Consider the following 20,001-nt stretch of genomic DNA (forward strand, 5'->3'; position numbering starts at 1 on the left):
ACGTGTCACTCGACGAATATCAGGAGTACGCCGAGCGCGACGGGGCCGTGGTCCGCGGGCTCAGGGCGCTGAGCGGTGCCACCGCTGCCGGTGTGGTGGTGCTCGCCCTCGTCGTGGTCGGCACCGCGTACCTCGGCGGCCGCCGGGGGTTCCCGGGGCCCGGCGCAGTATCGGTCACGGCGCACATCGTCGCCGCGATCGTGGTGGTGTTGGCGCAGCGATTCGCCGACCGCAGGCGTGGGGGAGCGGCCATATCCTGCTCGGTGGGAGTGTTGTTGGTCACAGCCGCGCTGTTGTGGACACAGTGGTGGGGTTGACCTCACTTCCGCGGGCGAATTCGGTGAGATTTGCCTACACAAAGGGCCGGTGACACACTTGTTGCACTCCAGCGTCGGTGCCACCGCCCGACGAGAGAGCGAAAGTCGGACAAATCAGCGGCAGATTTCGTGCTCGGGCCCACCCCGCCTGACGCCTTCGCGCTTCCGAAGTGAGTGCTGTTACCCGAAAACCAATCGGGAATTGATCGTGCACCCTCGGTTAGCCTCACCCCACATCTCGAGTATGAACCTGCGGCTGCGTCGAATTTCCCTTCGGCGCTGCTACTTACCAGTAACCCGCCCCCGCGTGGGGGCGGCATGAGTAGGAGTGTCATCGTGTCTCCCGTGTCTGAATCAACCACTCCGTCCAAGGTTGAGTTGACCGACGAAGAGATCTTCGCGGGCCACCTCGGCGGCAAGCTCTCTGTCGAGACCACAGCTCCGCTCGACACCCAGCGAGCGCTGTCCATCGCCTACACCCCCGGCGTCGCCCAGGTGAGCCGCGCCATCCACGCCGACGAGTCGCTGGCCGACCGCTACACGTGGACCAGTCGCCTCGTGGTCGTCGTGAGCGACGGCACCGCCGTGCTCGGCCTCGGCGACATCGGCCCGCGCGCGTCGCTGCCGGTCATGGAGGGCAAGGCCGCGCTGTTCAAGAACTTCGCCGGCCTCAACTCGATCCCGCTGGTGCTCGACACCAAGGACCCCGACGAGATCGTCGAGACGCTGATCCGGCTGCGCCCGAGCTTCGGCGCCGTCAACCTCGAGGACATCTCGGCGCCGCGCTGCTTCGAGATCGAGCGCCGCGTCATCGAGGCCCTCGACTGCCCGGTCATGCACGACGACCAGCACGGCACCGCGATCGTGGTGCTCGCCGCGCTCAAGGGCGCGGTCAAGGTCCAGAACCGCGACATCACCGGCCTGCGCGTCGTGATCTCCGGTGCGGGCGCCGCCGGTGTGGCCTGCGCGAACATCCTGCTGGCAGCGGGGATCTCCGACGTGATCGTGCTCGACTCGAAGGGCATCGTGTCGAGCTCTCGGACCGACCTCAACGAGGTCAAGGTGGACCTGGCCGCCCGCACCAACCCGGCCGGCCTCACCGGTGGCACGGCGGAGGCGCTGGCCGGCGCGGACGTCTTCCTCGGCGTGTCCGCGGGCACCGTCCCCGAGGAGCTCATCGCGACGATGGCCGAGGACTCGATCGTGTTCGCGCTGTCGAACCCCGACCCCGAGATCCACCCCGAGGTGGCGCGCAAGCACGCCGCGATCGTGGCGACCGGGCGCAGCGACTTCCCGAACCAGATCAACAACGTGCTGGCGTTCCCCGGCGTGTTCAAGGGCGCGCTCGACGCGGGTGCGCGGCGGATCACCGAGGGCATGAAGCTGGCGGCCGCCGACGCGATCCTGTCGGTGGTCGGCGACGACCTGTCCGTCGACAAGATCGTCCCCAGCCCGCTCGACCCGCGGGTCGCGCCGGCCGTGGCCGAGGCCGTCGCGGCCGCCGCCCGCGCCGAGGGCGTCGTCTAGGCATCGCATCACCCGGCCGAAGGGCACCCGGACGCGCTCACACCGCGGACGGGTGCCCTTCGGCCTTCCCGGTCCCGGTGCGGCGCAGGCGGCCGGTTCCCGGGACCGAGGCCCACACCGCGAGCGCCAGCAGGCCGTCCACGATCAGCGCGAGGGCCGCGACGAGGAGGGCGCCGACGAGCACACGCGGGTAGTCCCGGAGCGCGAGGCCGTCGAAGATGTACCGGCCCAGACCGCCGAGGTTCACGTAGGCCGCCACCGTCGCGGTCGCGATGATCTGGAGGGTCGCATTGCGCACGCCGCCCAGGATCAGCGGCAGCGCGTTGGGCACCTGCACCCGGCCCAGCACCTGCGCCCGGGTCATCCCCACGGCCTCGGCGGCGTCGACCACCAGCGCGTCGACGTTGGCGATGCCCGCGTAGGTACCCGCCAGGATCGGTGGGATCCCCAGTAGCACCAGCGCGAGGATCGGCGGCGTCAGGCCCAGTCCCATGATCAGCACCAGGAAGGTCAGGATGCCCAGGGTGGGCAGCGAGCGCAGCGAGTTGACCAGGCCCACGAGGACCGCCTCGCCCCGCCGGAAGTGGCCGATCAGCAGGCCCAGCGGGACCGCGACGGCGGCGGAGACCACCAGGGCCAGCAGGCTGTACCAGAGGTGCTCGAGAATCCTGGCGCCGATGCCGGTGGGGCCGGACCAGTTCGCGGGGTCTCCGATGTACTCGAAGGCGGCGGAGAAGAGGTTCATCCCGGGCCCTCAGTGGCCCGCAGCAGCGCGGCGTCCCGCCGGCCGTGTGCGGAGCGGGTCCACGGCGTCAGGAGCCGTCCGGCCAGGTACAGCAGCAGGTCGCACACCAGGGCCAGGAAGACGATCGCGATGATGCCCGCGAGGATCTGGTCGGGGTAGTCGCGCTGGTAGCCGGCGGTGAACAGTTGGCCGAGCCCGCCGATGCCGATCAGCGAGCCGACCGACACCAGTGAGATGTTGGTGACCGCGACCACCCGGATCCCCGAGATCAACACCGGCACCGCCAGCGGCAGTTCGACGGCCAGGGCCCGGCGCAGTGGCGTGAACCCCATCGCCGTCGCGGCGTCGACGACCATGGCGGGCACCGAGTCCAGTGCCTCCGGCACCGTGCGCACCAGCAGGGCCGTGGAGTAGACGGCGAGCGCGATCACCACGTTGAGCGGGTCGAGGATGCTCAGGCCGAACAGTTCGGGGACCGTCACGAACAGGGCCAGCGACGGAATGGTGAAGGCGATCGACGCGGCGGTCAGGGTGGTCCGGCGCAGCCAGGGCACGGCACGCACGGCGGTGCCGACCGGGACCGCGACGACCAGGCCGATCAGCAGCGGCGTCAGCGCGAGGTACAGGTGGGTGCGGGCCAGGTCGACGACGTAGTCGAAGTTGTCGAGCAGCCAGCGCATCAGCCGACCGGTTCGTCGTCGAAGAACCGGCGCCCGCGGGCCCGGTCCTCGGCCCGACGCTGGTCCGCGAGCCGGGCGATCACCTCCGCGCCCGACACCCCGCCGACCACCGCGCCCGACTCGTCCACGGCCACACCGATTCCGGACGGCGAGGAGATGGCGGCGTCGAGTGCCTGCCGCAGGTCGCCGCCGAGGTGCAGCAGCGAACCGCCGGCCGCGGTGGACGCCGCGACCGTGGCCCCGGCGCGGATGCCCTCCACACCGGTGACGTCGATCCAGCCGTGCGGGCGGCGCGCCTCGTCGACCACCAGGACCCACTCGCCCTGACCGAGGCGTAGGGCGCCCAGTTCGGACTCGGTGGCGGTCCGGACCTCGTGCAGCGGCACGTCGTCGGCGGAGCGGAACGACAGGCCCCGGTAGCCGCGGTCGCGGCCGACGAACTCGGCCACGAAATCTGTTGCGGGGGAGGACAGTACGTTCTGTGGGGTGTCGTACTGCTGGAGCCTCCCGCCCGGACCGAACACCGCGACGCGGTCGCCGAGTCGCACCGCCTCGTCGATGTCGTGGGTGACGAAGACGATGGTCTTGCGCAGGTCCGCCTGCAGTCGCTGTATCTCCTGCTGGAGGTCGTGGCGGACCACCGGGTCCACCGCGCTGAACGGCTCGTCCATCAGCAGGATCGGCGGGTCCGCGGCCAGCGCCCGGGCGACGCCGACGCGCTGCTGCTGCCCGCCGGACAACTGCGCCGGGTAGCGGCCGGCCAGCGCCGAGTCCAGGCCCACCCGCTCGAGCACCCCGAGGGCGGCCCGGCGGGCGGCGCGGCGGGAGTCGCCACGCAGCACCGGGACGGTGGCGACGTTGTCGACCACGGTGCGGTGCGGCAGCAGGCCGGCGCCCTGGATGACGTACCCGATGCCCAGTCGCAGCGACACCGGATCGGTGTGCGCCACATCGCGGCCGTTGACGGACACCGTCCCCGAGGTGGGGGTGATCATCCGGTTGACCATCCGCATCGAGGTGGTCTTGCCGCACCCCGACGGCCCCACGAACACGGTCAGTGACTCGGGCTCGATGCTCAGGTCGAGGTCGTCGACCGCGACGGTGCCGTCGGGGTAGCGCTTGGTGACCGCGGCGAAACTGATCGCCGCCTGAGCGCTCAGGGCACCGGCCGGTCGAGGCCCTGGGCGGCGACCCACACCCGGGCCGCGTCGCCGGGTTCGGTCTTGGTGTCGCCGGACACGGAGTTGTTCAGGGCCACCAGTTCTTCCGTGGTCAGCTTGGCGGAGACCGTGTTCAGGACGGCGGTCAGCCGGTCCGAGTTCTTGGCCGGGCGGAGCACCGGGACCACGTTCTGGGCGGGGAAGTTGTTCTTCGGGTCGGCCAGGACCACGAAGTCGTTCTTGCCGATGGCCGGGGAGGTGGTGAAGATGTTCGCGGCGTCGACCTTGTCGTCCGCGAGCGCATTGACGGTCGCGGGACCGCCGCCGTCCGCGATCGGCACGAAGTTGCCCGGGCTGATCGCCAGCCCGTAGTTCCGCTCCAGCCCGGGCAGGCCGACCGGGCGTTCCTGGAACTCGGCGGGGGCGCCGAAGGTCACCTCCGCGGAGTGCGGCGCCAGGTCGGCGATCGAGGCGAGCCGCCACTGGTCGGCGGTCCGCCGGGTGACCACCACGGCGTCCTTGTTCTCGCCGGGCGCGGGTGCGGTGATGGCGAGGTCGTCCCCGAGCGCCGCCGGCAGTGCGGCGTCCACGTCGGCCGCGGAGGTGGCGGTCGAGGACGGGTCGAGGTACTGCAGCAGGTTGCCCGTGTAGTCCGGGATCAGGTCGATCGAGCCGTCGCGGACCGCCGGGATGTAGGCCTCGCGGCTGCCGATGCCCAGTTTGGTGCTCACGTCGAAACCGTTCGCCCGCAGCGCCTCGGCGTAGATGTTCGCAACCGTCTCCGACTCGGGGAAGTTCGCGGAACCCACCACGATCGTGTTCGGATCGGAGCTTCCGCCGCCGCCGTCACCGCCGCCGAGCGGGTCGGAGTTGCCGCCGCAGGCGGCGGACGCGGTGAGGGCCACGGCCGTGGCAGCGAGCGCCAACCGTCGACGCAGGGCGGGCCGCCGAGTGGGGCGGGATGCGGAGAACGGCATGCGGGTCCTTCCGTCGGTCCGGTGGGGGCACCCACCCGAATTCGGGCTGGTTGCTGCGGCGTCGACGAGCCGGATCTCTCGGCCGCTCGAGATGGTGTTCATCGGCAGTGTAACGATAGGAGCGACATTCGCTGGGCAGAGAAAAGACTGGAGCGTGGCGCGCGATGAAGGCTCGGTTGATCGGTACCGCGTTGGTCACCGCCGGGGTGCTGGCATCGCAGGCGGGCTGCGCGGTCGACTCCACCCGCGTCGAGACGCCGGAGCCGTCCGCGGTGATCGTCGTGGGGGCCGGCCAGTCCACGGAGAGCCAGGTGGTCGCCGAGATCTACGCGGGAGTGCTGCGCGGCACCGGGTCCCGGGTGGACACCCGGCTGGGGCTGGCGCCGGGCCAGGACCTGACGGAGCTCGACGCGGGCTCGGTGACCCTGGTGCCGGAGTACACGGGCAGGCTGCTGGACCGGGTGCACCCGGGCATTACCGAGACCGATCCCGACAAGGTGTACGAGGAACTGAACAAGTCTCTGCCCGAGGGTCTTTCGGTGTCCGACTACGCGTCGGCCGAGGAGCCGGGGACGGGTGCCGACGACGAGCCGCAGAATGTGGTTCCGCTGATGCGGACCGGTGCGCTGACGCAGGCTCAGGTCAGGGCGCTCAATGTGGTTGCGGGAGAGCTCACCTCGGCCGAGCTGGCGGACATGGGCGAGGCCGTGCGGGGCGGCGAGCGCAGCCCGGGCCAGGCGGCCGCGGACTGGCTCGCCGCGCGCTGAGGGTCAGCCGACCAGATGCCCGTCGAGGGCGCGGCGCAGGAAGCCGCCGAGTTCCCGTACGGCCTCGTCGGCCTCGCGCAGGACCGAGGCCTGCAGGTGCGCCACGTGCCACAGGTCCGGGTACTCCGTGTACTCCACGCGAACCCCTGCGGCGCGCAGCTTCTCGACCAGCGTCAGCACCTGTGGGTACAGCACCTCGGTGGTGCCGATGTGCACCATGGTGGGTGGAAGTCCGGACAGCTCGCCGAGCAGCGGCGCGTAACCGGGATCGGTGGGGTCGCCCCCGCCCAGGTAGGCATCGGCGGCGTCGTACGACCACCCGGTGTTGACCACGAGATCACGTTCGCGAGGGGCGTCCCGGGCGCCGGGGTCCACCCACGGTGCGATCAGACCGAGGGCCGCCGGGCGAACTTCGTGCGCGTCGAGCAGTCGGCGCGCGGTGGCCAGTGCGAGTCCGCCGCCCGCGGAATCACCCGCGATGGCAACCTGATCCGCCTCGTAGCCGTGCTCGAGTAGTAGCTCCAGGTAGGCGCCGGACGCGTCGTCCAGTGCCGCCGGGTACGGGTTCTCGGGCGCCCGCCGGTAGTCGAGCACGTACACCGCGGTGGCCGACTCGCGAGCCAGGTGTGCGGCCACCGACCGGTGCGTGGCGAGGGACCCGAGGGTGTAGCCGCCGCCGTGCAGGTACAGCACCGCCTTGCGGCGCTCGGTCGCGCCGACCGTGACCCGTTCGGCGCGCCTGCCGGCTAGCGTCAGCGGGCGGGCCACCGTCCCCGACGGCAGCGTCTGGATCGCCGAACCGGCGTCGAGCAGTGCCCTGGCCACGGTCACCGGCATCCGCCGGTGCAGCGCGACCCGGTAGAACGGCGCGAGGGTGGCGGACACCAGCGGCCGCGGCAGGTACGGCATCGTCGACTACTTCGCCGACGACTTGGGCATGACCCGCGCCGCCAGGATCGCGACGATGCGCTGGTAGCCGGGGCCGACCAGGCGGACCCAGCCGTCGAGGGCCTTCGCGTCGAGGCCGATGAGCACGCGCGGCTTGCTCCTGCGAACCCCGGACACGATGGTCTTGGCCGCGTCCTCGGGCGTAGTCCGTGCCAGCTTCTTGTCGAAGAACTCCGCGAAGGTGGCCAGGTCCTCGCCGGGACCCGCGGTGGCGTTGCGGGCGATCGCGGTCTTGATGCCGCCGGGGTGCACACAGGTCACCTTGACCGGGTGCTCGGCGATGAGCATCTCCTGCCGCAGCGACTCGGTGAAGCCGCGGACCGCGAACTTCGCCGAGTTGTACGCGCTCTGGCCGGGCATCGACAGGAGGCCGAAGAGGCTGGAGATGTTGACCACGTGGCCGTCGCCCGATGCGATGAGGTGCGGCAGGAATGCCTTGGTGCCGTTGACGACTCCCCAGAAGTCGACGTCCATGACCCGCTCGAAGTCCTTGAACTCCGACTTCTCGAATTCTCCGTGGTAGGCGATGCCCGCGTTGTTGTAGACCTGGTTGACCTTGCCGAAGTAGGCGACGACCGCGTCGGCGTACGCGAGCACGGCCTCGCGCTGCGTGACGTCGAGGTGGTCGTCCTTGACCTCGGCGCCGAGCGCCTTGGCCTGCCGGACGGTCTCGGCGAGCCCGCCGGTGTCCACGTCCGAGAGGGCGAGCCGGGCGCCCTCGCGGGCCAGGTTCAGCGCGAGGGCCCGTCCGATGCCGGATCCTGCGCCGGTGATGACCACTACCTTGCCGGTGAAATCGCTCACTGTGCCACAACCTTCTCGTCGTCGTCGGCGGTGCCGACGATGGATTCCGTGTCCCGCGCGATCTCTGCGGCGATCTGGTCCCGTGCTGCCGCAGGTATGTCACTGCCCGCAAACGATATGTCGCTGCCGACCGTCGGCAGGTCATTCGTGGCCACGCTGCGGTACGCGGCGAGGTCGAACTTGCGGAGCATGCTGCGGAACTCGAAGGTGAAGCCAGGCCACAGGGTGGTGTTGTTGCCGTGTTTGTCGAGGTACCAGCTGGCGCAGCCGCCGTTGTTCCACACGCTGCGCGAGAGCTTGGCCTGCAGCTCCCGGTTGTACTGGTCCTGCGCGTCCTGCCGGACCTCGATGGTCCCGATTCCGTGCCGGTCGATGGTCTCGAGCGCGTCGACCAGGTAGTTGATCTGCGACTCGATCATGAACACCATCGAGGTGTGGCCGAGGCCGGTGTTCGGTCCGACCAGGAAGAACATGTTGGGGAAGTTCGCGATCGCGGAACCCTTGTAGCCCTGCTGCCCGCTGGCGTCGAATACCTCCGCGGCGGACCGGCCGTCCTTGCCGAAGATGCCGGCGAAGGTGGGGGAGTCGGTGACGTGGAAGCCGGTGGCGATCACGATCGCGTCGACCTCGCGGGTGGTGCCGCTGCGGTCGACGACCGAGTTCGCGGTGACCTCGGCAATGCCGTCGGTGACCAGTTCGGTGTTCGCCTGGGCCAGTGCCGGGTAGTAGTTGTTCGAGATCAGCATGCGCTTGCAGCCCATCTGGAAGTTCGGTGTGACCTTCTTGCGCAGCTGCTTGTCCTTGATCTGCCGGCGTAGGTGGAATCGCGCGGTCAACTCCAGCGGCTTCATGAACACCGGGGCCTTGGCCAGGCCGACGACCTGGGTCTCGCGCATCCAGTAGATGCCGGCTCGGCACAGTCGCTGGAAGCCGGGCAGGTACTTGAAGGCGAGGTGCTCGACGGTGGTGTACTCGCGATCCGCACGGGGCAGCAGCCACGGCGCGGTGCGCTGGTACACGTCGAGCTGGGCGACGGTCTTCGCGAGCTGCGGGACGATCTGGATGGCCGAGGCGCCGGTGCCGATCACCGCGACCCGCTTGCCTGCCAGGTCGGCGTCGTGGTTCCACCGTGCGGAGTGGAAGATCTCGCCCCGGAAGTCCTCGATGCCCTTGATGTCGGGCAGCGACGGCTCGCAGAGTGCGCCGATCGCGGAGACCACGATCTTGGCCTCGAAGTCGCCCTTCGAGGTGTGCACGTCCCAGCGGGAGGTGGCCGCGTTCCAGTGGGCGGACCGGACGTCGCAGCCGAAGACGTGCTTGTCGAGCACGTTGTACCGGTGCGCCACCGAGGAGATGTACTTCTGGATCTCCGGCTGGGTGGAGAACGAGCGGGTCCACTCGGGGTTGAGGGCGAACGAGTACGAGTACAGGTGCGAGGGCACGTCGCAGGCGGCGCCGGGGTAGGTGTTGTCGCGCCAGGTGCCGCCGACCTCGCTGCCGCGTTCGAGCACGAGGAAGTCCCGCTTGCCGGCCTGCGTGAGCTTGATGGCGGCGCCGAGACCGGCGAAGCCGCTACCGATGATCAGCGTGTCGACCGTGCGGACGGCAGCCGTGGTGTCCGAGGCGTTATCTGTAACCGGAAGACTCATGTACCGAAGAGTATGGGCTTACTGAGTCTCAGTCAATAGCTTGTTGACTCAGATTCAGTAAGCTTTCAGATCGTGGAGGCAGTCAAGCGCACCAGGATGAGCCCGGAGGAGCGGCGCGCCCAGCTGATCGACCTGGGGGCCCGGATGCTGGCCGAGCGCCCGCTCGAACAGATCTCCGTCGAGGAGATCGCGGACCAGGCCGGGGTCTCCCGCGGGCTCCTGTTCCACTACTTCGCGTCCAAGCACGACTACCACCTCGCCATCGTCCAGCACGCCGGCGCCGAGATGCTCGTGCGGACCGAGCCGGACCTGACCTTGCCGCCTCTCGAGATCCTGCGCTCGTCGGTCGTCGCCTACGTCGACTACGTCAGCGACAACCGCAACAGCTACGTCTCGCTGCTGCGCGGGGCCGCCAGTGGGGACCCGGAGATGCGGGACGAGTTCGAGCGCACCCGCTCGGCGCTGGCGGCGCGGATCATGGACCAGCTCCCGCGGCTCGGCATCGAGCCGGGCGACCGGATCGCTCTCGCCGTGCGCGGCTGGATCGCGTTCGTGGAGGAGACCGCGATCAGCTGGCTGCGCGAGCCTGTCATCAGCCGCGAGGAGCTGATCGACCTGATCGTCACCGCGCTGCCCGCCGTGACCCTGCCCGCGCCGGTGGCGGCCGCGCTGCTGGGCCAGGCCTGACGGACTTGGCCGCGGCCGGATCCGAGTAGCGCGCTACTCGCGCCCGGCGGGGCAGCCGCGCGCAAGCTGGGTGGACGAGCACGACCGCCCGGAGCCGGCACGCGGCGGACGGGCGGGTCGCGCGAAGGAGTGCGACGATGCGTACCGGAATCACAGCGGCGGCCCTCAACTCGCGGTTCGTTCCCGACCTGCTGCTCCGCGACAGCAAACTCACGGCAGCGTTGGCCGGGGCGGACTCGCTCTGGCTCCCGGACCACCTGATCAACATCCTGCCGTCCTCGATCTGGAGCCCGAAGTACACCGGCGCGGCCCGGCTGCTGCCGCGGATGGATGCCTTCTACGAGCCGTGGACGGCGCTCGGCTATCTGGCGGCTCGAAACAGGCTGTCCCGGCTGCGGCTCGGGGTCGGCGTCACCGACAGCGGGCGGCGCAACCCGGCGGTCACCGCGCAGGCCGCCGCCACCCTGCACCTGCTGAGCCGCGGCCGCGCCATCCTCGGCATCGGCCCGGGCGAGCGGGAGGGCAACGAGCCGTACGGTGTGGACTGGACCGCCCCGGTCGCCCGGTTCGAGGAGGCGCTGGCGACCATCCGGTTGCTGTGGGGCTCGGCGGGTCGTCCGGTGAGCCGTGAGTCGGAGTTCTTTCCGCTGCGCGACGCGGTCTTCGACGTCCCGCCGCACCGCGGCACCCGGCCGCAGATCTGGGTGGGTGCCCACGGGCCTCGGATGTTGCGAGCCACCGGCAGGTACGCGGACGCGTGGTTCCCCACCTTCTCGCAGCGGCCCAAGGACTACGGGGCGAAGCTCGAGCGGGTGCGCGCGGCCGCGTCCGACGCGGGCAGGGATCCCGATTCGATCACCGCGGCGGGCATGTTCTTCGTGTTCCCGGTGCGGTGCGCCGACGACGAGGACGAGCTGCTGGGGTCGGTCGGGGCCCGGGCCCTCACGCTGTGTGCCCCGGCCGAAGCATGGGCCCGGCACGGGGTCGAGCATCCGATGGGCGCCGACTTCTCGGGCCTGCAGGACCTGCTGCCCCAGTCCCTGGACGAGGGCACCGTCCTTGCCCACGTGAAGACGGTTCCGCGCTCCCTGCAGCGGGAGGCGAACATGGTGGGGACGCCGTCCGAGATTCTCGACCAGATGGCGGAATGGCGCGATCACGGGCTCGAGTACGCCGTCCTGTTGAACGCGGCCGGATTCGTGCACCCCAGCCTTGTCAAGGGGCTGCGCAGCACCGCGCCCTTCGTGCGGGTCCTGCGCGGGCTCAAACGTCTGTGACCGCCGGCCTCACAGGTGCCGCAGGAACCGCTGTGGATCGTCGAGGAACGAACGCCAGTTCCGCACCACGTCCAGCTCGTCCCAGCGCGGGCACTCCAGGCCGCCGTCGGTGAGTTCCCAGATCTCGGCGCCCGGGCAGGCCGCGAGCACGGGGGAGTGGGTCGCCATGATCACTTGCGAGCCCTCGGCGACCAGGTCCGAGATCACACCGAGCAGGGCCAGGCAGGACTGGAACGACAGCGCCGCCTCCGGCTCGTCGAGAATCCACAGCCCGACGCCGATCGGCCGGTCCGCGACGTAACGCAGGAACGACTGTCCGTGGGAGAGCGCGTTGAACTCCTGGTCACTCGCCCGGACCCGGTCGGCGTCGGCGTCACCGAAGAGCGCGTGCATGGACTCCGCCCGCAGGAAGCAGCCGCCGTGGGGCACCGGCTCGGCGCCGATGCAGCGCAGGTGCTGCGGCAGGTCGGAGTCCTCGACGCTGCCGCCCGCCGACCACATCCGGTCCTGGGCGCCGCGGAAGCGGCGCTGCCACGCGCCGGCCACCGCCTCCACCAGCGTGGACTTGCCGGCCCCGTTCTCGCCGACGATCACCGTCACCGGGCAGGTGAAGTCGAGACCGACCCGGCACATCTCGGCGATCGAGGGGACCTGCAGATACCACGAAGCCGGGTCGAATCGCTCGTCAGGAGCGAACTCGACCCGGCTCAGTGGCAGCGTCACGGTGTCAGACGGTCGGCAGGAATGCCTCGTCGATGATCTCCTGCTGCTCGACGGCGTGCACCTTGCTCGAACCCGAGGACGGTGCGGACATCGAACGACGCGAGATGCGCTTGATGCCGGTCAGCTTGTCCGAGATCAGCTCGGGCAGCGCGAGGCCGAAGAACGGCCAGGCACCCTGGTTCGCCGGCTCCTCCTGGACCCAGCGGAACTCGGTGGCGTTCGGGTACCGCTCGAGGGTCTCGCGGATACGACGGCTCGGCACCGGGTAGAGCTGCTCGACCCGGACGATCGCGATGTCGTCGCGGTTGTCCTTGTGCTTGGCCGCGAGCAGCTCCCAGTACAGCTTGCCGCTGACCATCAGCACGCGCTTGACCTTGGCGCGGTCGCCGCCGCCGGTCTCGTACGTGGGCTCCTCGAACACCGAGCGGAACTTGCCGGTGGTGAAGTCCGCGATGTCCGACACGGCTGCCTTGTTGCGCAGCATCGACTTCGGCGTGAACACCACCAGCGGGCGGCGGATGCCGTCGAGGTGGTGGCGGCGGAGCAGGTGGAAGTAGCTCGCCGGGGTGGACGGCACCGCCACGGTCATCGAGCCCTCTGCACACAGCTGCAGGAACCGCTCGATGCGGCCGGAGGTGTGGTCCGGTCCCTGGCCCTCGTGGCCGTGCGGCAGCAGCAGCACCACGTCGGAGAGCTGGCCCCACTTGGCCTCACCGGACGAGATGAACTCGTCGATGATGGTCTGCGCGCCGTTGACGAAGTCGCCGAACTGCGCCTCCCACAGCACCAGCGCGTCGGGGTTGCCCACCGAGTAGCCGTACTCGAAGCCCACGCCCGCGTACTCGGTCAGCGCCGAGTCGTAGACCATGAACTTGCCGTCGTTGCCGGCGTTCGCCGCGATGGCCGAGATCGGGTTGTACTCGTCGCCGGTCTTGCGGTCGATGAGCACCGCGTGCCGCTGCGTGAACGTGCCGCGCCGCGAGTCCTGGCCGGTCAGGCGCACCAGGGCGCCCTGCTCGACCAGCGATCCGAACGCCAGCAGCTCCGCGAACGCCCAGTCGACCTTGCCCTCGCGGGACATCTCGCGACGCTTCTCGATGACCGGCTTGACGCGCGGATGCACGGTGAAGCCCTCGGGCACGTCGACGAACGCGTCGCCGATCCGCTCGAGTACGGCCTTGTCGACGGCGGTGGTCAGGCGCGCGGGCGGCGTCTGGTCCAGCTCCACCGACTCCGACGGCTCCGGCTTGAACTTCTCCAGCTCGCGGACCTCGTTGAACACCCGCTCGAGCTGGCCCTGGTAGTCACGCAGGGCGTCTTCCGCTTCCTTGAGCGAGATGTCGCCGCGACCGATCAGGGACTCGGTGTAGCTCTTGCGGACGCTGCGCTTGGTGTCGATCACGTCGTACATCGCCGGCTGGGTCATCGAGGGGTCGTCGCCCTCGTTGTGACCGCGACGGCGGTAGCAGATCATGTCGATGACGACGTCCTTGCCGAACTGCTCGCGGTAGTCCACGGCCAGCTGGGCGACCCAGACACAGGCCTCGGGGTCGTCGCCGTTCACGTGGAACACGGGAGCGGCGATCATCTTCGCGACGTCGGTGCAGTACTCGGAGGAACGCGAGTGCTCGGGCGCCGTGGTGAAGCCGACCTGGTTGTTGACCACGATGTGCACGGTGCCGCCGGTGCGGTAGCCGCGCAGCAGCGAGAGGTTCAGGGTCTCGGCCACCACGCCCTGGCCGGCGAACGCGGCGTCGCCGTGCAGCATCAGCGGCAGCACGGTGAAGCCTTCCTGGCCCTTGTCCAGGATGTCCTGCTTGGCGCGGACCAGGCCCTCGAGCACCGGGTCGACGGCCTCGAGGTGCGACGGGTTCGCGGTCAGCGAGACGGTGATGTCGTTGTCGCCGAACATCTGGATGTAGGTGCCCTGGGCGCCGAGGTGGTACTTCACGTCGCCGGAGCCGTGGGCGGCCGCCGGGTTCATGTTGCCCTCGAACTCGGTGAAGATCTTCGAGTACGGCTTGCCGACGATGTTGGCGAGCACGTTGAGGCGACCGCGGTGCGGCATGCCGATGACGACCTCGTCGAGCTCGTGCTCGGCGCTCTGGTCGATGACCGCGTCCATCATCGGGATGACCGACTCGGCGCCCTCGAGCGAGAACCGCTTCTGGCCGACGTACTTGGTCTGCAGGAACGTCTCGAACGCCTCGGCGGCGTTCAGCTTGCTCAGGATGTACTTCTGCTGCGCGACGGTCGGCTTGACGTGCTTGGCCTCGACGCGCTCCTGCAGCCACTGCTGCTGCTTCGGGTCCAGGATGTGCGTGTACTCGACGCCGATGTGACGGCAGTACGCGTCCCGCAGGATCGACAGGACGTCGCGGAGCTTCATCCGGTCCTTGCCGTTGAAGCCGCCGACGTTGAACTCGCGGTCGAGGTCCCACAGCGTGAGGTCGTGGGTGGTGACGTCGAGGTCCGGATGCATCCGGAACTTGTCCTTGGTGAACTGCAGCGGGTCGGTGTCCGCCATCAGGTGGCCGCGGCTGCGGTACGCCGCGATCAGTTCGAGGACCCGGGTGGTCTTGTCGACCGCCGTGGCGGAGATGTCCTTGCGCCAGCGAACCGGCTCGTAGGGGATCCGCAGGGCGTGGAAGATCTCGTCGTAGAACTCGTCGCTGATCAGCAGGTTGTGGATGGTCCGGAGGAAGTCTCCGGACTCCGCGCCCTGGATGATGCGGTGGTCGTACGTCGAGGTCAGCGTGATCAGCTTGCCGACGCCCAGCTCGGCGATCTTCTCGTCGCTCGAGCCCTGGAACTCGGCCGGGTACTCCATGGCACCGGCGCCGATGATCGCGCCCTGGCCCTGCATGAGCCGCGGCACCGAGTGCACGGTGCCGATGGTGCCCGGGTTGGTCAGCGAGATGGTCACGCCGGCGAAGTCGTCACCGGTCAGCTTGCCGTCGCGGGCGCGGCGGACGATGTCCTCGTACGCGCCGTGGAACTGCGCGAAGTTCATCGACTCGGTGCCCTTGATGGCGGCGACGACGAGCGAGCGGCTGCCGTCCTTGCCCGGGAGGTCGATGGCCAGGCCGAGGTTGGTGCCGGCCGGGGTGATCGCGTTCGGCTTGCCGTCCACCTCGGCGAAGTGCCGGTTCATGTTCGGGAACGCCTTGACGGCCTGCACGATCGCGTAACCCAGCAGGTGGGTGAACGAGATCTTGCCGCCGCGGGTGCGCGCGAGGTGGTTGTTGATCACGATGCGGTTGTCGATCATCAGCTTCGCCGGGATGGCGCGAACGCTGGTCGCAGTCGGGATCGCGAGCGAGGCGGACATGTTCCGGGCGACGGCCGCGGCCGCGCCTCGGAGGATCTTTGCCTCTGCGTCGCCGGCGGGCTTGGCGGCGGGTGCCGCGGCGGGCTTGGCGGCCGGGGCCGCGGCCTTCGCTGCGGCCGGGGCGGGTGCCGCCGGCGCGGGTGCCGCCGGTGCTGCCGAGGCGGGGACCGAGGCGGCAGGTGCAGCGGCGGGCGGTGCTGCAGCAGGAGTGACGGTGGTGGTGGCGGCGGCGGGTGTGCCGTTGCCGTTCGTGGGGCCGGCAGGCGCGGGTTGCGCGGCCTGTCCGTTGGCGCCCGAGGTGTCCGGCTTGTAGTCGGTGAGGAACTCGTGCCAGCTGGCGTCCACAGATGAGGGATCATCCTGGAAGCGCTGGTACATCTCGTCGACAAGCCACTGGTTCTGTCCGAATTGTGACGTAGAACTGCTGCTCACGGCAGGTGTTCGCCTCGTTTCTCTCTTGGTCCCCGATCGGCGCTTGTACACCCGAGGCTAGTCCCCCCGGATGGCGTCCGCGCGCGGCGGGCACCCGCCGAGTGATGTGCGTCACCCGTGAGTGCCCGCGGTTTCAACTATCGATGACATTTTGGGTCCCCGCATTATTCCCCGCAGCGCTTCGCGCCGCATCCCAGAGCCGTTCGTAGTGTCCACCGGCGTGACGCAGCTCGTGGTGTGGACCGGACTCGACGATGCGCCCGTCGTCGACCACCACGACGAGGTCGGACCGCGCGGCAGTCGCCAGCCGGTGTGCCACCACCACCGCGGTGCGCCGGCGGGCGATCAGCCGGCTGGCCTCGAGCACGGTGCGCTCGGTGGCCGGGTCCAGGGTGGCCGTCGCCTCGTCGAGCAGCAGCAGGTCCGGGTCGACCAGTTCGGCACGGGCCAGCGCGATCAGCTGACGCTGGCCGGCGGAGAGTCCCTGTCCGCGCTCGCCGATCGGGGTGTACATGCCGCCGCGGAGATCGGCGATGGTCGCCAGCGCGCCCACCGCGCGGGCCGCGGCCACGATCTGCTCGCGGGTCGCGTCGGGCCGGCCGTAGGCGATGTTGCTCGCCACGTCGCCGGTGAAGAGGTGCGCCTCCTGCGGGACCACGCCGAGCCGGGCGCGGTACTCGGGGAGCGGGTAGCCGCGTAGGTCCACCCCGTCCACCCGTACCGCGCCGTCGGTCGGGTCGTAGAAGCGGGCCAGCAGCTTGACGACGGTGGACTTGCCGGCGCCGGTCCGGCCGACCAGGGCCACCGTGGTGCCCGCGTCGATGCGCAGGTCCACGCCCTGCAGGGCGTCGGTCTCCGCGCCGGCGTAGCGGAAGGTCACGTCGGCGAGGTCGACGTCCCCGCGCAGGTGCCCGGTGATCGGCACCGTGCCCGACGGGGCAGCGGCGTCGCCGGCGAGTGAATCCTCCAGCGAACTGCGGGTTCGCAGCAGGTCCCCGATCCGGCGCAGGCCGACGCTGGCCTGCTGGTAGCCGTCGAAGACCTGCGAGAGCTGCTGGATCGGACCGAATAGCAGCCCGAGGTAGAGGACGAAGGCGACCAGCGTGCCCGCGGTGGCCTCGCCGTTGGCGACGCGGGTGGCACCGACCAGCACCACGGCGGCCATCGCCAGGTCGGACAGGAAGGTGATGAACGGGAAGAAGATCGAGATGGCCCGCTGCGAGCGCATCCGGCTGCGGCGGTAGCTGTCCGCGCGCTCGGCGAACCGTTCCGCCGCGAAGTCCTCACGCCGGTACGCCTGCGCCGCGCGCAGCCCCGCGACGTTCTCCTGGAAGTCGGCGTTGACGATCGAGATGCGTTCCCGCGAAACCGAGTACGCCACGGAGGACACCCGGCGGAAGAGCAGGGTGGCCACCAGTAGCGGCGGCACCGCGGCGAGCGCCACCAGTCCGAGCACCACGTCGGTCAGCAGCAGGGCGATCGCGATCCCGACCACCGTGAGCACGCTGACCACCGCCGTCGACAGGCCGGTCTGCAGGAACGACGACAGCGCGTCGACGTCGGTCGTCATCCGGGTCATGATGCGGCCGGACAGTTCCCGCTCGTAGTAGTCGAGGCCGAGCCGCTGCAGGTGCGCGTAGCTGCGCACCCGCAGGCTGTAGAGGACCTTCTCGCCGGCGCGGGTGGTGATCACCGTCATCACCGCGACCACCAGCCAGTCCGCGGCGACCAGCGCGACGCCGGCGAAGGTGGCCCACCACAGCGCGGACGGCTGGTCGACCGTGACGCCGCGGTCGAGCGCGAACTTGACGATCGACGGGAACAGCACGCCCGCCAGCGAGTCCAGCGCCAGGCAGGCGATGACGGCGGCGAGGATCCAGCGGACCGGCCGCAGCAGCGCGGACAGCCGGAACGCGGGGTCCGGCCGGCGCAGATCGTGGTCGTCCATGCCGGGTTGCTCGGTGGCCGGGGGTAGGGCCGCGACGGCGGCACGCAGTTCCGGCGTGGCGGCCACGTTGCCGAGTGCCCCGGACGCCGCGCCGCCCGCGCCGTGACCGCCGCCGCCCGCAGGTGCGCCGCCCGCCGTCACCGCGCGGGTCCCTGCTGCGTCGGGTCGCTCCGGGGCGTCGCCTCGGACGCCGGCCGCGACGTCCGGCCACAGCGCCGCCTCGGACGGTTCGGCGGCGGCGCGGTCCGGTGGCGTGCCGACCGGCTCGGAGTCGGGGTCCGGGTCCGCGAGCAGTTCCCGGAACAGCGGGCACCGTGCGTCGAGTTCGTCGACGGTGCCGGTGTCGATGATCCGGCCGCCGTCGAGGACGGCGACCCGGTCGGCGAGCGTCAGGGTCGAGCGGCGGTGCGCCAGAATCAGGGTGGTCCGGTCGCTTCGGCAGCGCAGCGTGTCGAAGATGGCGGCCTCGGTGGCGGCGTCCACCGCGGACGTCGCGTCGTCGAGGATCAGCAGCCGCGGGTCGACCAGCAGGGCGCGCGCCAGCGCCACCCGCTGGCGCTGGCCGCCGGAGAGGGTCAGCCCACGTTCGCCGACGACGGTGTCGTAGCCGTCGGCGAGCGACTCGATGAACTCGTCGGCCTGCGCCATCTTCGCGGCGATCCGGATGTCCTCGGCGCTGGCGTCCGGTCGGCCCAGCGCGATGTTCGAGGCGACGGTGTCCGAGAACAGGAACGGCTCGTCGAACACCAGCCCCACCGCGCCGCGCAGCTGCTCCCCGCGCAGGGTGGTCACGTCGAAGGCCTGCCCGCCGGCGGTCAGCGCGACGGTGCCTTCGCTCGGCGCGTAGAACCGGGGGAGCAGCAGCGAGAGCGCCGTCTTGCCGGACCCGGCGCGGCCGACCACGGCGACGGACTCGCCGGGCGCCAGGTCGAGGTCGAGTCCGCGCAGCACCTCCCGGCCCGGCTCGAACCCGAACGTGACGCCGCGCAGCCGGACCCCGACCGGGCCGTGCGGCAGGGCGACCGGATGCGGGGGGTCGGCGACGGCGGGCTCGGTGTCGATCACCTCGTAGACCCGTTCGACGGCGGCGCGCGAGAGCTGCGCCATGATCACCACCGACGACAGGACGCGGGTGACGTTCGACATGGTGGCGACGTAGGTCGCGAAGGCCAGGAAGGTGCCGATGGTGATCGCGCCGCCGAGCGCGAGGTAGCCGCCGAAGGCGATCACCCCGACCAGGCCGAGTTGCGGCAGCGCGGCCATGGTCGGCGCGAACCGGGAGTTGATCCGGGCCGCGCGCAACCGCTCCGCGTACAGGGTGCGGCCCAGGTCCTCGAGCTGGTCGACGGCACGGGCCTCCTGCCCGAATCCCTTGACCACCCGGACACCGGTCACGGTCTCCTCGACGTGCTGGGCCAGGTCCGCGGCACGCTGCTGGGCGGACCAGGTGGCGGCGAACAGCTTCGGCCGGATCCGCCACACCACCAACGCCACCGCGGGCACCACCAGCAGCGCGACCACGGTCAGCAGCGGGGAAAGGTAGGCCATCACCACCACGGCCAGCACGAACTGGATCAGCGCGCCCGCTGACAGCGGGACCATGGCGAGCAGGCCCTGCACCAGCTGCAGGTCGGTGATCGACCGGGACACCACCTGCCCGGTGCGGATCTGGTCCTGCCCGAGTCCGTCGAGGCGTTGCAGCGAGCCGAGGAGGCCGAGTCGCAGGTCGTGCTGGACGTCGAGGGAGAGTTTGCCCGCGAGCATCCGGCGGCCGAACTGGCAGCCGAACCGGACCACCGCCAGGCCCGCGATGGCGGCGGCGACCACCGCGATCACCTCGGTGGCACCGGAACTGGCGTCGTCCACCGCGATCCGGGCGAGCAGCGGGAAGGAGATGTCGATGACCGCGGCGATCAACGTCACCGTCAGGGCGCCGACCGTGACGGACCGGTGTGCCCAGCAGGCGGCGGCCAGTCGTCTGATCCAACCGCGGGGCTTCGTCTCGGGTGCCATCGACAGCCACGTTAGA

Annotated in this window: 15 protein-coding genes; 5 read left to right on the forward strand and 10 right to left on the reverse strand. The window is 70.4% G+C overall.

Annotated elements, in window-relative coordinates; all coding sequences use genetic code 11:
• Positions 1-2 precede the first annotated feature (2 nt).
• Positions 3-317 (forward strand): hypothetical protein, encoded by a 315-nt coding sequence (locus RT2_RS17115; protein ID WP_245709514.1) that lies wholly within the window; start codon positions 3-5, stop codon positions 315-317.
• Between the two features lie 336 nt (positions 318-653).
• Complete coding sequence (locus RT2_RS17120) at positions 654-1,844, forward strand: NAD(P)-dependent malic enzyme (RefSeq protein ID WP_072845997.1); 1,191 nt, start codon at positions 654-656, stop codon at positions 1,842-1,844.
• 37 nt (positions 1,845-1,881) lie between these two features.
• Here RT2_RS17120 and RT2_RS17125 read toward each other — a convergent pair whose 3' ends face one another.
• Genes RT2_RS17125 through RT2_RS17140 form a run of 4 tightly spaced genes read right to left on the reverse strand, consistent with a single transcriptional unit; the run spans position 1,882 to position 5,406 of the window.
• Positions 1,882-2,589 carry an ABC transporter permease gene (locus RT2_RS17125; protein WP_072845998.1) on the reverse strand — a complete coding sequence of 236 codons (708 nt, stop codon included), beginning with the start codon at positions 2,587-2,589 and terminating at the stop codon, positions 1,882-1,884.
• Positions 2,586-3,269: an ABC transporter permease gene (locus RT2_RS17130; RefSeq protein ID WP_072845999.1), complete on the reverse strand. Its 684-nt coding sequence runs from the start codon at positions 3,267-3,269 to the stop codon at positions 2,586-2,588. Before RT2_RS17130 ends, RT2_RS17125 begins: the two co-directional genes overlap by 4 nt.
• Positions 3,269-4,411 (reverse strand): ABC transporter ATP-binding protein, encoded by a 1,143-nt coding sequence (locus tag RT2_RS17135; RefSeq protein ID WP_072846060.1) that lies wholly within the window; start codon positions 4,409-4,411, stop codon positions 3,269-3,271. Before RT2_RS17135 ends, RT2_RS17130 begins: the two co-directional genes overlap by 1 nt.
• A 14-nt stretch (positions 4,412-4,425) precedes the next feature.
• Positions 4,426-5,406, reverse strand: a complete 981-nt coding sequence (locus RT2_RS17140) for an ABC transporter substrate-binding protein (protein ID WP_072846000.1) — start codon at positions 5,404-5,406, stop codon at positions 4,426-4,428.
• A gap of 164 nt (positions 5,407-5,570) precedes the next feature.
• Between RT2_RS17140 and RT2_RS17145 the strand changes: the two genes are divergently transcribed.
• Positions 5,571-6,173, forward strand: a complete 603-nt coding sequence (locus tag RT2_RS17145) for a glycine betaine ABC transporter substrate-binding protein (RefSeq protein WP_072846001.1) — start codon at positions 5,571-5,573, stop codon at positions 6,171-6,173.
• Between the two features lie 3 nt (positions 6,174-6,176).
• On the opposite strand, the gene RT2_RS17150 is transcribed toward RT2_RS17145, so the two are convergent.
• Genes RT2_RS17150 through RT2_RS17160 form a run of 3 tightly spaced genes read right to left on the reverse strand, consistent with a single transcriptional unit; the run spans position 6,177 to position 9,574 of the window.
• Positions 6,177-7,082 carry an alpha/beta hydrolase gene (locus RT2_RS17150; protein ID WP_072846002.1) on the reverse strand — a complete coding sequence of 302 codons (906 nt, stop codon included), beginning with the start codon at positions 7,080-7,082 and terminating at the stop codon, positions 6,177-6,179.
• Positions 7,083-7,088: 6 nt separating this feature from the next.
• Positions 7,089-7,925, reverse strand: a complete 837-nt coding sequence (locus tag RT2_RS17155; RefSeq protein ID WP_072846003.1) for an SDR family NAD(P)-dependent oxidoreductase — start codon at positions 7,923-7,925, stop codon at positions 7,089-7,091.
• Positions 7,922-9,574 (reverse strand): flavin-containing monooxygenase, encoded by a 1,653-nt coding sequence (locus tag RT2_RS17160; RefSeq protein WP_072846004.1) that lies wholly within the window; start codon positions 9,572-9,574, stop codon positions 7,922-7,924. Before RT2_RS17160 ends, RT2_RS17155 begins: the two co-directional genes overlap by 4 nt.
• A 72-nt stretch (positions 9,575-9,646) precedes the next feature.
• Between RT2_RS17160 and RT2_RS17165 the strand changes: the two genes are divergently transcribed.
• Positions 9,647-10,261 carry a TetR/AcrR family transcriptional regulator gene (locus tag RT2_RS17165; RefSeq protein ID WP_072846005.1) on the forward strand — a complete coding sequence of 205 codons (615 nt, stop codon included), beginning with the start codon at positions 9,647-9,649 and terminating at the stop codon, positions 10,259-10,261.
• A gap of 137 nt (positions 10,262-10,398) precedes the next feature.
• On the forward strand, positions 10,399-11,538 hold the full coding sequence (locus RT2_RS17170) for an LLM class flavin-dependent oxidoreductase (protein ID WP_072846006.1): 1,140 nt from the start codon (positions 10,399-10,401) through the stop codon (positions 11,536-11,538).
• A gap of 9 nt (positions 11,539-11,547) precedes the next feature.
• On the opposite strand, the gene RT2_RS17175 is transcribed toward RT2_RS17170, so the two are convergent.
• The 3 genes from RT2_RS17175 to RT2_RS17185 all read right to left on the reverse strand — a co-directional run bounded on the left by RT2_RS17175 (position 11,548) and on the right by RT2_RS17185 (position 19,985).
• Positions 11,548-12,261, reverse strand: a complete 714-nt coding sequence (locus tag RT2_RS17175; RefSeq protein ID WP_371851179.1) for an AAA family ATPase — start codon at positions 12,259-12,261, stop codon at positions 11,548-11,550.
• A gap of 4 nt (positions 12,262-12,265) precedes the next feature.
• Positions 12,266-16,024 (reverse strand): multifunctional oxoglutarate decarboxylase/oxoglutarate dehydrogenase thiamine pyrophosphate-binding subunit/dihydrolipoyllysine-residue succinyltransferase subunit, encoded by a 3,759-nt coding sequence (locus tag RT2_RS17180; protein ID WP_072846007.1) that lies wholly within the window; start codon positions 16,022-16,024, stop codon positions 12,266-12,268.
• Between the two features lie 133 nt (positions 16,025-16,157).
• The gene (locus RT2_RS17185) at positions 16,158-19,985 is read right to left on the reverse strand and encodes an ABC transporter ATP-binding protein (RefSeq protein WP_072846008.1); all 3,828 of its coding nucleotides are present in this window, start codon (positions 19,983-19,985) and stop codon (positions 16,158-16,160) included.
• Between the last annotated feature and the right edge of the window lie 16 nt (positions 19,986-20,001).

Source organism: Rhodococcus tukisamuensis NBRC 100609 (assembly GCF_001894985.1).
GTDB classification, from domain to species: domain Bacteria; phylum Actinomycetota; class Actinomycetes; order Mycobacteriales; family Mycobacteriaceae; genus Rhodococcus_G; species Rhodococcus_G tukisamuensis.